This is a genomic window from Thermomonas paludicola (assembly GCF_024498955.1).
GTDB classification, from domain to species: Bacteria; Pseudomonadota; Gammaproteobacteria; order Xanthomonadales; family Xanthomonadaceae; genus Thermomonas; species Thermomonas paludicola.
The window spans coordinates 778,915-794,930 of the sequence record NZ_CP093311.1 but is presented as its reverse complement, the minus strand read 5'-3'; the positions used below and the strand labels follow the sequence as shown (position 1 = coordinate 794,930).

Genomic DNA, 16,016 nt, shown 5'->3' with positions numbered 1-16,016 from the left:
GCATGAATCGCTGGCTGGTCACCCGTCATCCCGGCGCGCAGGCGTGGCTGCGCCAACGCGGCATCGACGCTGCGGCAACGCCGCACCTGGACGTGGTGCAGGTGGCCGCCGGCGACGAAATCTACGGCACCCTGCCCCTGCACCTGGCCGCCGAGGTGTGCATGCGCGGTGCGCGGCTGTTCCATCTGGCCATCGATCTTCCCCCGGCGCTGCGCGGGCAGGAAATCCCGGCGGAGGACATGGGTGGACTGAACGCCAGGCTGGAGGAATATCGGGTGCAACGGGTGTAGCCACCCCGTTTGCGCCCATCGGCCCGCGTTTTCGACGACCGATGCACCACTTGCTTCGGGTTGACGGCGACAGACTTGGGGCAACCCAACCACGCACCCTCGCCATGGCCCTCGAAACCTACCTTCGAATGCCCGAACTGACCCGCCGGCTCGGCATCGCCAGAGCGACGATCTACAAGCTGATGCAGCAGGGCGGCTTCCCAAAGCCCCTGAAACTCACTCCCAGGGCAGTTGCGTGGAGCCAGCAGGACATCGAGGACTCCCTGCGCCGCAAAACCGCGCATGGGAGCGATTGATCGCCCCACCTGCGGCATCCCTCACGACGCGCCGGACAGCGCCCATGCCCGCTTGGGCCCGGCGCGCAGATCTCTCACGCCGTGCGCAAGGACGCCATCGGGCGTATGCAACCGGCTTGCGCCGGGTGGCGATGTCGTCCAGCAGACCCGAACATCAAGTCGGTTTGGGAATGGCGGTCCGGTTTGCTAAAACCTTAGAGACAGCCCGAATGCAATGGAGAGGAAGGATGCAGCAAGAAAACACACCGCAAGACGGGGCCGAGTCGGTCTGGGCGTCGCTGATGTACACGGCACGACAGCTATCGAAAATCGCCGCCGGCGTCACCGTGCTGTTCGCGCTCGTCGCCGGCATCTTGTGGCTAGCGGTGCAGGTCGCAATGCTGTTCATGCCGGAGGATACAGCGGCGGCGTTCGGCATGCTCGTCTTCACGCTGCTGCTGGGCGCAAGCGTGGTGTTCATGAAGCGACGCTATGACGTCGAGCATCAAAGCGATCAATCACAATCAAAGGCCAACCATGGCCGCAGGAAAGGAGAACGTCGATGAGCAAGGAAAGCGGTTCCGCGTGGGAGATCCTGGTACTTGCCGCCCTCGGGGCGTTTCTGCTGTTTGGTGGTGTTGGCGGGTGCATGTGGGGCCTGCCGAAATACAAGGTCTACAAGCAGGAGATGGCCGGCCGCGCGGTGCTGGCCGAGGCGGAAAGCAGCCGCCAGGTGGCGATCCTGGAAGCCAAGGCCAAACGCGAGGCCGCGGTGTCGCTGGCGGCCGCGGAGGTCGAGCGCGCCAAGGGCGTGGCGGCAGCGAACAAGATCATCGGCGACTCGCTGCACAACAACGAGGACTACCTGCGCTACCTGTTCGTGAACGGGCTGGAGCACACCAGCAACCAGGTGATCTACGTCCCCACCGAGGCCAACCTGCCGATCCTGGAGGCGTCCCGCAAGGTGCCTGCCCCGGCGCCGGCGGGCCCGACCGCTGCGCAATGACGGACCGGTCGGGACGCAAACTGACGGAGCCCAAATGAATCCTGGAGAGACCGGCACGACCCATATCACCTACGGCAGCATCTTCGATGACCGTGAGGTGTTCGAAGCCGGAGATGGCGCGGAACTGAAAGCGCAATCCACGCTGCTGACCGGCCTGCAAACCTGGCTGGCGCAATCGGGTCTGTCCGTCGCTGCAGCCGCCAAGCAATTGGACGCCACGCCGACCCAGATCAAATTCATCCGGCGCGGCGGCATCCACGCGCTTGAGCTTGCATTGCTGCTCCGCATGGCGGCGCGTGCGGGGTTGAAGCCGGAGGTGCGGCTGGGACTACTGAAGTGAATGTGGGCGTGATGGCGTCCAACTGCCGATCCGTTCCGCCAGCCGGCCATGCCGCGCCAGGCGCGTGGACAGGGCTTTTTCGGTGACCTCCCGCACTGCCCACAATTCGACGGATTTCCTGGCCCTGGACAGCCCGGTGTAAAGCATCTGGCGCACCAGCAGGGGCGAGGCGGGATCGGGTGGCAGCAGCACCGCCACGCGGTCGTACTCGGAGCCCTGACTCTTGTGCACGGTCAGTGCAAATGCGTCCTCGTGTGGCGGCAGTGTGGTTGGATCGAGCAGCCGCAAGCCGGCGGCAGTTGTTTCGCGGATGGCAGAGGACGCATCAGGCGCAGGCTCGAACGCAACCTGCAACAGCGGCTTGCCGGCGCCGTTATCGACCAGCACGCACACGCCGACATCGCCGTTGTAGAGCCGCGCGGCGTGGTCATTGCGGGTCACCATCACGCAGCGGCCCGGATACCACGCGCCACCGGACCACGGCGCCAGCGCCTCCCACGCGCGCAGGCGCACGGCAATCGTTTCGGCGGCCTGGGTCGCGCCGAACGGGCCTTCGCGCTGGGCGCACAGCAGCTGCTGGCGATGCAGCACCGCGAGCCGCGCAGCCAATGCGCGCTGGTCGTTCACGGCAACCGGCGTGGTGATGGCGACTGCTTCCAGCGCGGCCTGCAAGTTGCGCGCCCAGGCGGACAGGCGGCGGCGCAGAGTGACCACATCGGGCACGGCATGCACGGTGGCGGCACCGATGGCGATATCGAACGCCGCAACATCCCCGGCACGCACGGCTTCGTTGATCGGCACCAGCGCGACATCGGCGCGGAAGCAGTGCGATAGCCGCACCAGATCGTCGCGCGGGTCGTCTTCGAGGGCCTGCACCACGTCCATCATCACCGAGCCGGTGCCGACCGAGGTGAGCTGGTCGGCATCGCCCACCAGCACCAGCACCGCGTCGTCGCGCAGGGCCGCCAGCAGGGCGCGCAGCAGGCCGAGATCGAGCATCGAGGCTTCGTCCACCACCACGATGTCGGCCGGCAACGGCTCGCCGGCATGGAAGGCATAGCCGCCGTGGCGACCGCGACTGCCCAGCAAGCGGTGCACGGTGGCGGCATCGGCAGCGAGCACGGCATCCATGTGCGTCGCCCATTCGCGCCCCAGCGGAGTCGCTCCAGCGTGGTGCAGGCGCTCGGCTCCCTGCCGCAGCGATTCGGCCAGCCGCTGCGCGGCCTTGCCGGTGGGCGCGGCGATCCGCAGCTGTGGCAGGCGGCCGGTGGCGGCGTGGTGCTCACGCGACAGTCCCAACAGCATGCGCAGCACGGTGGTGGTCTTGCCGGTGCCGGGGCCGCCGGTGAGCACCATCAGGCGACGACCGACGGCCTGGCGCACGGCGGCACGCTGGCGCTCCTCGGCGTCCTGCCAGCTGCCGTTGAACAGCGCGCGCAGGTCGTCATCGCCGAGTGGGCGGCACGGCGCGTGCGCGGCAGCGCGGCGTGCGCGCAGCGCCTGCGCCACCTCCACTTCGGCACGATGGTTGCGCAGCAGGTAGAGATGGTCGCCATCGAACACGAATGGCCGCCCTCCCGCGCGCTCGCCCGCCGCCACGTTCGCGACGAGCGGGCTGCGCGCCAGCGCCTCGCGCTGCGCCTGATCCAGCAGCGGCCGGCCGGCCGCATCCGGCAGCGACAGCGGCAGCGCGCTGTGGCCCTGCCCTTCGGCATGACTGGCCCAGGCGGCCGCATGGGCGGTGGCCGCGTCGCCGCCATGCGCGATCACCCAGCGCCACACCGCGTGGTCGAGGTCGCGCCACGCATCGGGGCAGCCATTGGCTCGCGCCTGGCCTGCGAAGCCGAATCGTTCGCCAGCGATATGCGCGCTCATGCGGCCTCCTGGAGGTCCAGCCCCAGCACGCGCTGCACGGCATCCAGCAGGCCGTCGCCGAATCGGTGGCGCCAGACGCCGCAGGGCGTGCCGTCCGGCAGCCGCAGGCCGACGGCGCGGATGAACAGGTACCAGCAATCGCCGAGGTGCTGGTCGCGGCGGTAGCCGTCGCCCAGACGCTCGCGCAGGTAGCGTTCCACTGCGATGGTGTAGAGCAGCGCCTGCAGGCGGTAGCCGGTGGCCAGCATCTTCGTCTCCAGCGCCTCGGGGGCGTAGTCCTGCAGGCAGCCTTGCGGCCCGGCGGCGAGCTGGTTGCCCTTGTAGTCCAGCACGTGGAAGCGGCCGCCGTGGGCGAACACCAGGTCGATCTTGCCGTTCATCAAGCCGGCCAGGGTCTGTTCGCGTACCGGCACCAGGCCAGGCTCCCCATGGGCCTCGCAGGCCTTGCGCAAGGCGCGCAGCGATACGCCATCGAGGTGGTAGTTGAACTCGAGTTCCGCGCGCATGTCGATCGCCGCGAGATCGCACAGGCGCGGACCGCCGCCCTCCGCCAGCGGCGCCTCCAGCACCTTCTGCAGGCGCCGCGTCAACGGCGCGACCAGCGCGTCGAGCTCGCCTTCGTGCGGGCGCACGCCATGCTCGCGCAGGGCAGCAAGCACGGTGTGCGGCGCAAACGGCTGTCCCGGCACGCGATGCTCGAACAATGCATGCACGGCGTTGCCGAAGTCGGCGCCGGCCACCGTGGCCAACGCGTCGAGTTCCGGATGCCGCGTCGCTTCGGGGACCCTCGGGGCGATGGCGTCACCGGCGTCGACGGCAGCGTCGCGCCCGGAGGCGGCTGCATCGGCCTGCGCTTCATCCTCGGCCGCGCTGTCCTCGAACCCCAGGCGATGCCGGCCACCGCCGCTGAGGGTGGTGAAACTGTGCCGCATCGGCAGCGGGCCGATGGGCGCGGCGGGCAATGGGCGGGCAGTGCGCGTGGCCGCCACCTCCCCGCCGCCCTGCCAGACGCGGCCGGGATGCGGGTTCCAGCCGTCGATGACGTGGATGCAGGGCGCCTCGTCGGTCGGGAACACGGACAGTTCGAGGTTGTTCAGCGCCACGTCCTTTGCGCTCGCGCTGCGGATGGCGTCGGCCAGGACATCGCCCGTCGGCAGCACGAACACGTGGCAGGCATGGATGGCGCGGGTCAGCGCCACGTACAGGATGCGATGGCGCTCCTCGAATTCCTGCTGCTTGACGATGTCCTTGGCCGGGCCTTCGACGAGGCATTTCGCAGACCCGTCATCGGAGGCAAGCAGGCGCGCACCTTTGTTGATCGGCCCGTGCTTCCACATCAGCGGCAGGAACACCACGCCGAACTCCAGCCCTTTGCTGGCGTGCAGGGTCATCAGCTTGACCCGCGCGGCATCCGATTCCAGCCGCAGCGCGCGTGCGTCGACGGCGTCGCTGCCTTCGGCTCCATCGGCCATCTGCTCGGCGAACCACGCCAGCAGCCGTTCGCCGCCGCCTTCGTCCCAGGCTTCCTGCAGCAGCTCGCCGAGGTGGCGCAGGTCGGTGAGGATGCGCTCGCCTTCCACCGTGTCCAGCAAGCGCGCGGCGTGCTGCTCCAGCAACGCCGCCACCAGCGCCAGCGGGCCGCCGCGCTCCAGCGTGGCGTGCAGGACATGGAAGCGGCTGGCGTGGCTGTCCCAGGCTGCCGCATCGTGGCGCAGGGCCTGCAGCGTGCCGAGGCTCGCGCCTATCAGGCGCGTGGCCAGTGCGGCACGCAGCGTGCGCGGATCCTCGGGGTGCAGCGCCGCGTGCAGGACCAGCCGCAGCTCGCGGGCGATGGCGGTGTCGAACACGCTCTTCTGCGAGCCCGTCACGCAGGGCACGCCACGCGCCTTGAGCATCACCGCCAGCTTGACGATCTGCGCATTGCTCGGCAGCAGCACGGCGATGTCGCCGGGTTGGAGCCGGTCTTCGCCGATGGAATAGCCATCTTCCGACAGCGCCCACGCGATCTGCCCCGCGCACACCCGCAGCGCGTGCGCTTCGAGGTCGGGCGCAGCGTCGTCCGCCGCAAGCCGGTGCAGCATCAGCGGACGGCTGACGGGCGTATTGTCGTGCGCGGCGCGCAGCGGCTGGCCGTCGCGGCGGCCGCTCGGAGCAACGCGCTGATAGCGGATGGACGTCGCCGACTGCTGCGGCCCCAGTTCGGCGCGTGTGTTCGCGTAGAACTGGTTGACCGCCTCGACATAGCCCCGGCTGGAGCGATGGTTGGTGCCCAGCGTGAGCCGGTCCTGGTCCGGGACCCGCGTCTTGGCCCGCTCGTAAGTCGCCACGTCGCCGCCGCGGAAGCGGTAGATCGCCTGCTTGGGGTCGCCGATCATCACCAGCCGCCCGCGCTGCGCGCCGCCCGCGTCGCTGTAGATCGCATCGAGGATGCCGAACTGCACCGGGTCGGTGTCCTGGAACTCGTCCACCAGCGCCACCGGCCAGGCCGCGAACAGCGCATCGGCCAGCGCCCGTTGCCCGTCGCGGGGTGCCAGCACATCGCGCACCGTGACCAGCAACTGGTCGAAGCTGGACTGGTTGGCGGCATCCAGCCGCGCCTGCAGGGCGGCACGGCACCAGTGCTGGGCGGCGGCGAGGAATTGGCGCAGCGGGATGCTGCCGGCACGATCCCATTCCTCATCAGAGAACACCGCAGCGATATCACCGGATACGTTTGCCAATGCCTGAATATCAGGATTTGCAACACCCGCCTTGCTGATTGCCGTGAGCGCCTTTGCGGCCTTGAGCTTCGCCAGATCAATTTCACCCGGCACCACACCCGGCAACGGCACGATGACATCAACCAGACTGCGCCACGTCTGACGTAGCGCGCTGCGTTGGTGGAACCAGCGATCATCGTCAAGCAAGCCGCGTACCCTGCTCGCCCACGCATCCAGATCGCCAAGAAAACCCAGCCGGCCACGAAGCGCATTGAGATCCAGACACCCCACCTCCACATCCGCCTGCAACAACACCGGCACGTATTTCTTCAGCGAATTGAGGGTGATCCCGGCCGCGCGGGCCAGCGCCACCAGTGCATCCGCTTCATCGCCCTGCGCGATCACCCGCCACAGATCCGCGACCAGCGCGGCTTCCAGCGTCTTGCCATCGATCATCTCGCGGCCGCGGAACAAGGCGCCGGCGGCGAAGGGATGGTCGGCAAGGATGCGCGAGCACAGTGCGTGCAGGGTGGAGATCGGCGCGGCGTCGAACTCGGCCAGCGCGGCCTGCAAGCGCTGGACGTCGGATTCCAGCACGGCAGATGCGTCCTGCCAGCGGCTGCGGATCCAGTCGCGATCCGCATGCTTGCCCGCGTCGCTGGCGATGCCCTGCTGGTGCTGGTTCGCCTCGGCCAGCGCCCACAGCAGTTTTCCGCGCAGGCGCTCGCGCAGCTCGGCGGCGGCGGCGTTGGTGAAGGTGCTGACGATGATCTGCCGCGGCGAAAGCTTCTCCTCCAGCAGCAGGCGCAGGTACAGCACGGCGATGGTCCAGGTCTTGCCGGTGCCGGCACTGGCCTCGACCAGACTGCGGCCAGCCCCGGCTAGCGGTAGCGTCGTCCAATCCATGGGCTTGTTCATGCCACCTCCGTGCTGGCATCCACACCGGGCGCGTCAACGCCATCGAGTTGGATCAGTGCATTGATTTGCTGGGCATCCTGCAGCAGCGCGTGCAGGGCGCGACTGTCCGGATCGGTGTCGGGATCGCCGAAGATCAGGTCGCCTTCCAGCAGCTGCGCGTAGCCGGGGGCGTAGTCGCGCTCGCCGACACCTTGACCGGACTCGCTCACCCACTTGCCGCGCACCGCCTTGGCGATTGCCGCCCCGCGCGCCCGCTTCGCCGCTGCTTCCGCTTCCGCTGAAGGCGCGCCGGCGCCGTCAGCTTCTTTCCCAGCCTCGGCCTCGCCCTGTTTGCCCCGGGCTTTTTTCGGCGCGGCTTGCAGCGCCTGCAAGGCAGCCCACCCGGACTGCGGATGGAACCACGAGCGGCCTTCGCGCCCCAGGCACATCAGTGCAACCAATGCGTGCAGACGACGGCGCAGATCGGCATTCAGGGCAGCCCGCTCTGCCGTATCCGCGGCGCAGTAACGCAGGTCCCAGGCGTTCACCTGCGCGGCCAGATCCGGTTCGCCGGCCGCCAGCATGGTCAGGCGCACCGGCACGGGCGTGTCGGTGCTTGCGTGCTGCAAACGCAGCAACGCCCAATGCAGAAATGCGGGGACCCGCTCCTTGAACCCAAGATCACCGGGCTCCTTGAGGTGCTTCTTTTCGTCTTTCGGATTGGGGAATGCGAACACGATCTGCACGCCGTCCGCCGCCCCGTTGAGCGGGAACACATTACGCAGCAACCCGGTCATGCGCTGCGGCAGGCCGTCGTCGGCACCTTCGCCGCCGGGCTGCCGCAAGGGCACGTCCACCCGCACCACCTGGCCGCCGTGCTCGCCGCGCGCATCGAAGCGGCCACAGGCATCGGCCTGGCTCCACAGCGCATCCACTGCGTCCGCTTCCTTCGCCCATGCGGCTTCACCGGCCGCGCCCAGCGGCAACAGCCCGCCCAAGCCGACCCACGCCGGCGGCTGGCGATCCCATGCCCACGCCGGATCGCCGCATTTGCGCGGCAGCACCTGCTGCAGGAACACCGTGCGCGCCACCGAGTGGATCCTTGAAATCGCATCCATCGGCTCGTCTTCCGCCAGCCGCACGTCGTCATCCAGCGCATCCAGCGACAGCTGCAGGTGCTCCTTCAACAGCGCCTTGGCCGGGTCCTTGAAGAAGCCCTCCAGCGTGGCCAACGGCAGCGGCTCCGGCAGTGGTTCGGGCGCGGGGAGATTGCCATCGCGCAGGCGCGGCAGCGCTTCCTTGCCCGCGCCGCGCATGCCCGCGAACGCCGGCGAGAACGAAAACAGCGCCGGATGCGTGCCATCGAAATAGCGGCCGTCGAACGGCTGCAGTGGATGTCGCACCAGCCACGGCCGCGGCGCCTTGTCGTCATCGGGCGCGTTAGCGCAGCTGCGGTCGAGTTCGGCCAGCAGCTCGGCCAGTGGCGCGGCCGGATTGCGGTGCTTGCCGTCGCGCACGCCCTGGCCGATGTACGACAGGTGCAGGCGCTTGCGCGCGGACATCACGGTTTCCAGGAACAGGTAGCGGTCGTCGCCGGGCACGTCGCGGTCGCCGAGGCGGCGAATGCGCGCCATCAGGTCGATGCCGCCATCGGATGGCCGGCGCGGAAACGCGCCTTCGTCCAGCCCCAGCACGCAGACCATGTCGAACGGGATCGCGCGCTGTGGCACCATGCCGCAGAAGGTGATGCCGCCCATCAGGAAGCGCTGCCGCTCCGGCGCGGCGGCCAGTGCGTCCTGCAGCAGCTCGCGCACCACCGGCAGGCGCAGCGCGGGGTCTTCGCCGTTGCGCGCCGGCTCGGCGGCCAGCTGGGCGATGGCCCGATGCACCACCGACAGCGCGGCGCGGGCGTCGGCATCGGTGCGGTCGATGCGCAGCAGCGCGTCCACGCGCTCGCGCAGCACCGTCGCCCACTGGCTTGCAGGCTGCTCGACGTGGGCCAGGTTGCGCCACGCCTGCAGCTCGCACAGCAAGCGGTCCAGACTGCCCAGCGCGGCGGCGGAAGGCCCCTCGATGCCGGCCAACGGCAACAGCTCGGTGCCATCGGGCAGCGTGACCGCCTGCGGATCGGCTTCGCCCGGCACGTCGGCCATCAGGTAGCCCGCCAGCAAGCGATCCATCGCCCACGCGAAGCTGTGCTCGGCGCGCATTGGCAGCGACAGCGCCTGCTTGTGCGCAGCGTCCAGCGCCCAGGCCACGCGGCTGTTGCGCAACCATTCGCCCAAAATATCGGCATCGCCCGCATCCAGCCCCAAGGCGGCCCGCACTTCCGCCACGCCCAGCAGGTCCACCACCTCCGGCGCGGTGATGCGCGATGCGCCCAGCCCCAGCAGGGTGGCGAACACGGCGAACAGCGGATGGCTGCGGGCGACGGGCACGTCGGCCAGGTGGTAGGGCAACAGGCGCTCGCGCGCGGAGCCGGGCGCGCCGAACACCGCCGGGATCAGCGGCAGATAGGCCTGGATGTCGGGCGCCATCACCACGATGTCGCCGGGACGCACGCCGTCCTTGTCGACGGCATCCAGCAGCGCATCGCGCAGCACCTCCAGCTCGCGCTGGCGGGTGTGGCAGGCGTGGATGCGCAGGCTGGGATCGGCCGTGGCATTGGCGGCGGCCGCATCCTCCTGCAGCAACTCCGGCTGCAAGCGGCGGATGCTGTCCTGCAGGCGCGCCAGTCGATCGGGCGGCGTGCCGGCGCCGTCGTCCTGCCAGTGGCGGATATCTTCGCGCAGCTCGTCGTCCACCAGTGCGGCGAAGAAGTGCTGGCCCAGGCGCCCCCAGCGTGCCAGCAGCGGGTGGCCCTGATCGCGCCAGTCCAGTGCATCGGGATCGTCGAAGCGCGCCTGTTCGTCATCGCGGAAGGCTTGCCACGCCGCCACCGCCGGCCGGCCACCGTCGGCCTTGTGCAGGCCGCCCCAGTATTCTCGGCAGGGGTCGGGCACGTACAGGAACACCGGCGCCCGGCGCGCATAGGCCCGCAGCACCGACAACTCCGCCGGCGGCAGGTGCGACAGGCCCACCACGTGCAGTGGCGCGCGCGGCGCGCTGTCGGCCTGCAGCGCAGCGACCAGCGCATCGACCAGGCGGCCGCGATGCTCACCCAGTGCGGCGACCACTGCCTGCCAGAGCGGGGCCAGGCAGCCGGACTCCAGCGCCTTCAAGGCGGCATCGCGCCGCTGCGCGGTGGCGTCGGCGTGTCTCCCGGCCTCCCATGCCTGCAACCAGTCGCTGCGATAGACCAGATATTGCGAGAACACCCGCGCCAGCCGGTCGGCCAGCTGGAAGCGGCGCAGGGCGCGCTCGTCGGCGCTGCGGGTGGCCCCCAGGTAGGCCAGCACGCGCGGGTCGGTGACGCCATGCGCGGACGGATCGCCCAGCATCGCGTGCAGGGTCCAGCGCAGATGCCCGCGACGGTAGTTCGGCAGCGCCACCGCGCGTTCGCCCAGCAGGGTCGTTGACAGCCGATCCAGCCAGGTGCTGGGCAGCTGCACGTCGAGGTTGGCGACCACGCGGCCCGCACCCACCTGCCGCGCCAGCGCACCGGCAAGCCACTGCTTCATGCCCGGGTGCGCGGCGATGACCGTCTGCGGAGCCAGCGGATGCGCCGGCCGGGTCTGCGCCAGCAAGGCTTCCAAGGGCTCCAGCAATGCTTCCAGCCGGCTGGCGCGCAGCAGGGTCAGGCCTGCAGAGGTTTCATCAGTGTTCAACAGTGGCTCCCCGGATCTGCAAGTCCATTTGACGACAGCCGCATCTCATCCGCTGCGACTCCATCCACGCGCGTCTTCGCCCGGTGCCAGCCGGTCCGCCGCCCGAACGCTTTCCAGGAAGCCGGCGGCACGGATGCACTGTCGCGACCGCCCACCCTTGCCGACCAATACGTTCCGCGTCGTGCCGCGCGCATCGCGCCAGACTACCTGAAAGCGGCATCCGGCCTAGCCACCAAGCTCCCCAGCCGAAGCCCCCTGCAACCGCGTCATGCTGTCGATTTGCCCTGCCTCCTGCGGCTGGTTACGCTTCCCGATTGGCCCGGACTTGCCGCGGCCATCCCCCAAACTGCAGGACCCCCCGATGGCGCTGGACTTCATCCGCCTCCGCGGCGCACGGACGCACAATCTCAAGAACATCGACCTCGACCTGCCGCGCGACAAGCTGATCGTGATCACCGGATTGTCCGGCTCCGGCAAGTCATCGCTGGCGTTCGACACCATTTACGCCGAAGGCCAGCGCCGCTACGTGGAGTCGCTGTCTGCCTACGCACGGCAGTTCCTCAGCGTGATGGACAAGCCGGACATCGACCATATCGAAGGCCTCAGCCCGGCGATTTCCATCGAACAGAAATCGACCAGCCACAACCCGCGCTCCACGGTCGGCACCATTACCGAAATCCACGACTACCTGCGCCTGCTGTATGCGCGGGTGGGCAGCCCGCGCTGCCCGGACCACCACTTCCCGCTGGAGGCGCAGACCGTCAGCCAGATGGTGGACCAGGTGTTGGCGATGGAAGCCGACGAAGCGTTGGCCAACCAGCGCTGGATGCTGCTGGCGCCGGTGGTGCGCGAGCGCAAGGGTGAGCACGTGCAGGTGTTCGAGCAGCTGCGCGCGCAGGGGTACGTGCGCGTGCGGGTGGATGGCGTGCTGCACGAGATCGATGCGCTGCCGGCGCTGGCGCTGCGCCAGAAGCACACCATCGAGGCGGTGATCGACCGCTTCAAGCCGCGCGCGGAACTCCGCCAACGGCTGGCCGAGTCGTTCGAGACCGCGCTGAAGCTGGGCGATGGCATGGCCATCGTGCAGTCGATGGACGCCGCGCAGGATGGCGCAAGTGCCGCGGCAGGCAGGCTGCCGGACGCGGCCGACGCAGGGCGCGAGCCGCTGCTGTTCTCGTCGAAATACGCGTGCCCGGTCTGCGACTACGCCTTGCCCGAACTGGAGCCACGGCTGTTCTCGTTCAACTCGCCGGTGGGCGCCTGCCCGGGCTGCGACGGGCTGGGCGTGGCCCAGTTCTTCGACCCGGTGCGGGTGGTGGCGCATCCGGAGCTGTCGCTGGCGGCCGGGGCGATGCGCGGCTGGGATCGCCGCAACGCCTATTACTTCTCGATGATCGCATCGCTGGCGAAACACTATCGTTTCGATGTCGATACGCCGTGGCAACAGCTGCCGGAAGCGATCCGTGCGATCGTGCTGCACGGCAGCGCCGGCGAAGCGATCCCGCTGACCTACATCAGCGAAAGCGGCAGCAAACACCAGCGCAAGCATGCGTTCGAAGGCATCCTTCCGAACCTGGAACGCCGCTACCGCGAAACCGAAAGCGCAGCGGTACGTGAAGAGCTGTCCAAATACATCAGCGAGCGCCCCTGCCCCGAATGCGGCGGCGCACGCCTGAACCGGCAGGCGCGCAACGTGTTCGTGTCAGACAGGCCGCTGAATGAAATCGCGGTACTGCCCATCGACACCTGCCTGGCCTTCTTCGAGGCGCTGACCCTGCCCGGCTGGCGCGGCGAAATCGCCACCAAGATCGTCAAGGAAATCCGCGAGCGGCTGGGCTTCCTGGTGGATGTCGGGCTTGACTACCTGAGCCTGGAACGCAAGGCCGATTCGCTGTCCGGCGGCGAAGCGCAGCGCATCCGACTGGCGTCGCAGATCGGCGCGGGGCTGGTCGGCGTGATGTACGTGCTCGACGAACCCTCCATTGGCCTGCACCAGCGCGACAACGCGCGGCTGCTGGGCACGCTCACCCGGCTGCGCGACCTCGGCAACACGGTGATCGTGGTGGAGCACGACGAAGACGCGATCCGGCTGGCCGACTACATCGTGGACATCGGCCCAGGCGCAGGCGTGCATGGCGGCGAAGTGGTGGCGCAGGGCACGCTGGACGATGTGCTGAACGCGCCGCGCTCGCTGACCGGGCAATACCTGTCTGGCAAGAAGAAAATCGACGTGCCGCAGTTGCGCTATCCGCCCAACCGAAAAATGCTACTCAAACTCAAGGGCGCATCCGGCAACAACCTGAAGAACGTGGACCTGGAGATTCCGGCCGGGCTGCTGACCTGCGTCACCGGCGTGTCGGGCTCCGGCAAATCCACGCTCATCAACGACACCCTGTTCGCGCTGGCGGCCAACGAGATCAACGGCGCCTCGCACACGCCCGCGCCCTACCGGGACATCGTCGGGCTGGACCTGTTCGACAAAGTGGTGGATATCGACCAGTCGCCGATCGGCCGCACCCCGCGCAGCAATCCGGCGACCTATACCGGCCTGTTCACGCCGCTGCGCGAACTGTTTGCACAGGCGCCAGAAGCACGCGCACGCGGCTATTCGCCGGGGCGCTTCTCCTTCAACGTGCGCGGCGGGCGCTGCGAAGCCTGCCAGGGCGACGGCCTGATCAAGGTGGAAATGCACTTCCTGCCCGACGTGTACGTGCCCTGCGACGTGTGCGGCGGCAAGCGCTACAACCGCGAGACGCTGGAGATCCTTTACAAGGGGCACAGCATCCGCGACGTGCTGGAAATGACGGTGGAACGGGCGCTGGAGCTGTTTGCGCCGGTGCCGGCCATCGCCCGCAAACTGGAAACGCTGATCGACGTGGGCCTGGGCTACGTCAAGCTGGGCCAGAGCGCGACCACCTTGTCGGGCGGTGAAGCGCAGCGGGTGAAGCTGTCGAAAGAGCTCTCCCGCCGCGACACCGGGCGCACGCTCTACATCCTCGACGAGCCCACCACCGGCCTGCACTTCCACGACATCGAGGCGCTGCTGGACGTGCTCCACCGCCTGCGCGACGACGGCAATACGGTGATCGTGATCGAGCACAATCTCGACGTGATCAAGACCGCCGACTGGGTGATCGACCTGGGCCCCGAGGGCGGCCATCGCGGCGGCCAGATCATCGCCGTCGGCACGCCGGAGCAGGTGGCGGCAAACCCGGCCTCGCACACCGGCCACTTCCTTGCGCCATTGCTCGAAAAAAAGTCGGCACCCTCGGCATCCACTCGCAGCAAAAAGAAGGGCAGCGCATGACCTCCCCCGCAAGCACCGTGTTCCGCACGCCGATACCACTGCGCTGGAGCGACCTGGACGCGTTCAACCACGTCAACAACGCGCGCTACCTGACCTTCCTGGAGCAGGCGCGCATCGAGTGGTTCCAGACCATCGGCGAGGACTGGGTGACCGAAGACGCCGCGCCGGTCGTGGCGTCGGCCACGCTGAACTTCAAGCGCCCGATCGAATATCCGGCCAGCGTGTTCGTGGAACTGTTCACCGAACGGCTGGGCACCACCAGCGTGGTGATCGGGCACCGCATCGTGGCGGAAGATGGCAGTCTGCACTGCGACGGCAACGTGGTCGCGGTGTGGATCGAACGCCACGGCGGCAAGCCAACGCCGTTGCCCGCTGCAGTACGACGCGCGTCGGAATTGCTGCTGCCCGCCTGACCCATGAGGATCCTGCCATGTCATTGATCGACACCACCATCCACGGCCACGTCCACGAGCTGCGCCTGGCGCGGGCACCGGTCAACGCGCTGAACCCGGAGCTGTGCAACGCCATCACCCATGCACTGCGCGATGCTGTCGGCAACGGCGCGCAGGGCATCGTGCTGGCCGGCGGGCCGAAGGTGTTTTCCGCGGGGCTCGACGTGCCTTACCTGCTTTCGCTGGGCACGGACCAGGACAGCCTGCTGCAGGCATGGGCGGCCTTCTTCACCGCCGCGCGCACGCTGGCGTCCAGCCCGGTGCCGGTGGTCGCGGCGATGGCCGGGCACGCGCCGGCCGGTGGCTGCGTCCTGGCGCTGTGCTGCGACTACCGGATCATGGCCGACGGCCCGTTCCGGATCGGCTTGAACGAAACCCAGGTGGGACTGGTCGCGCCGGAAGGCATCCAGGCGCTGCTGGCGCGTGCGGTGGGCGCGCATCGCGCCGAGCGCCTGCTGGTGGCGGGCGCGATGCCGGAAGCGCGCGACGCGCTGCGCATCGGCCTGGTGGACGAGCTCACCGACCTTGAAGATGTGGCCACGCGCGCGCGCGTCTGGCTGGAGGAATTGCTGCAGCTGCCGCGCATGCCGATGCTGGAAACGCGGCGCATCGCGCGCCGCGCGGTGGTTGACTGCCTGCGCGATGACCGCATCGACCTGGAGCGCTTCGTCACCGGCTGGATGGACCCGGACACCCAGGCCGCATTGCGCGCGATGCTGGCCCGCATCGGCAAATAATCCGCCCCTCAGAGCAGGCCGAGCACCTGCTCCGGCGGCCGGCACAGGCGCACGCCCCGGGCGGTGAACACGAACGGCCGGTTGATCAGCAGCGGCGTGGCCACCAGTGCGTCCAGCAAGGCATCGTCCGACAGCGCCGGATCGTCCAGCCCCAGAGCGGCGTATTCCGGCTCCTTGCTGCGGATCGCCTCGCGCACGCGCAGGCCGGCGTCGGCAATCGCCTGGCGCAGCCGCGCCTTGCTCGGCGGATGATTGACATAGTCCACGATCACCGGCTCGATCCCCGCCGCGCGGATCAATTCCAGCGCGCCACGCGAATTGCCGCACGTGGGGCGATGCCAGATTTCCACGTGCTGGCCTGCGTTGTCCAT

Annotated in this window: 12 protein-coding genes; 8 read left to right on the top strand and 4 right to left on the bottom strand. The window is 68.8% G+C overall.

The genetic code is table 11. The features are described 5' to 3' along the window. Positions 1-2 precede the first annotated feature (2 nt). The 5 genes from csx16 (at position 3) to LIW09_RS03780 (ending at position 1,911) form a co-directional block, all read left to right on the top strand. The gene (gene csx16, locus LIW09_RS03800) at positions 3-290 is read left to right on the top strand and encodes a CRISPR-associated protein Csx16 (protein WP_256646637.1); all 288 of its coding nucleotides are present in this window, start codon (positions 3-5) and stop codon (positions 288-290) included. 104 nt (positions 291-394) lie between these two features. After that, positions 395-586, top strand: coding sequence for a helix-turn-helix transcriptional regulator (locus tag LIW09_RS03795; RefSeq protein WP_256646636.1), 192 nt, complete (start codon positions 395-397; stop codon positions 584-586). 227 nt (positions 587-813) lie between these two features. Continuing rightward, positions 814-1,131 carry a hypothetical protein gene (locus LIW09_RS03790; protein WP_256646635.1) on the top strand — a complete coding sequence of 106 codons (318 nt, stop codon included), beginning with the start codon at positions 814-816 and terminating at the stop codon, positions 1,129-1,131. Then, entirely contained in the window at positions 1,128-1,571 is a 444-nt protein-coding gene (locus LIW09_RS03785; RefSeq protein ID WP_256646634.1) for an SPFH domain-containing protein, read from the top strand. The genes LIW09_RS03790 and LIW09_RS03785 overlap by 4 nt, the downstream gene beginning before the upstream one ends. 34 nt (positions 1,572-1,605) lie before the next feature. Further along, entirely contained in the window at positions 1,606-1,911 is a 306-nt protein-coding gene (locus LIW09_RS03780) for an XRE family transcriptional regulator (protein ID WP_256646633.1), read from the top strand. Here LIW09_RS03780 and recD read toward each other — a convergent pair. The 3 genes from recD to recC are packed head-to-tail and all read right to left on the bottom strand — an operon-like array spanning position 1,900 to position 11,149. Then, complete coding sequence (gene recD, locus LIW09_RS03775) at positions 1,900-3,786, bottom strand: exodeoxyribonuclease V subunit alpha (RefSeq protein ID WP_256646632.1); 1,887 nt, start codon at positions 3,784-3,786, stop codon at positions 1,900-1,902. The genes LIW09_RS03780 and recD overlap by 12 nt on opposite strands. Then, complete coding sequence (locus tag LIW09_RS03770; protein ID WP_256646631.1) at positions 3,783-7,403, bottom strand: UvrD-helicase domain-containing protein; 3,621 nt, start codon at positions 7,401-7,403, stop codon at positions 3,783-3,785. The genes recD and LIW09_RS03770 overlap by 4 nt, the downstream gene beginning before the upstream one ends. After that, on the bottom strand, positions 7,400-11,149 hold the full coding sequence (gene recC, locus LIW09_RS03765; protein WP_256646630.1) for an exodeoxyribonuclease V subunit gamma: 3,750 nt from the start codon (positions 11,147-11,149) through the stop codon (positions 7,400-7,402). The genes LIW09_RS03770 and recC overlap by 4 nt, the downstream gene beginning before the upstream one ends. Before the next feature lie 361 nt (positions 11,150-11,510). Between recC and uvrA the strand changes: the two genes are divergently transcribed. The 3 genes from uvrA to LIW09_RS03750 are packed head-to-tail and all read left to right on the top strand — an operon-like array spanning position 11,511 to position 15,645. Then, complete coding sequence (gene uvrA, locus LIW09_RS03760) at positions 11,511-14,456, top strand: excinuclease ABC subunit UvrA (protein WP_425507912.1); 2,946 nt, start codon at positions 11,511-11,513, stop codon at positions 14,454-14,456. Then, positions 14,453-14,869 (top strand): acyl-CoA thioesterase, encoded by a 417-nt coding sequence (locus LIW09_RS03755; RefSeq protein ID WP_256646629.1) that lies wholly within the window; start codon positions 14,453-14,455, stop codon positions 14,867-14,869. Before uvrA ends, LIW09_RS03755 begins: the two co-directional genes overlap by 4 nt. 17 nt (positions 14,870-14,886) lie before the next feature. Then, positions 14,887-15,645, top strand: a complete 759-nt coding sequence (locus LIW09_RS03750; protein ID WP_256646628.1) for an enoyl-CoA hydratase/isomerase family protein — start codon at positions 14,887-14,889, stop codon at positions 15,643-15,645. Positions 15,646-15,653: 8 nt separating this feature from the next. On the opposite strand, the gene arsC is transcribed toward LIW09_RS03750, so the two are convergent. Further along, entirely contained in the window at positions 15,654-16,016 is a 363-nt protein-coding gene (gene arsC, locus LIW09_RS03745) for an arsenate reductase (glutaredoxin) (protein WP_256646627.1), read from the bottom strand.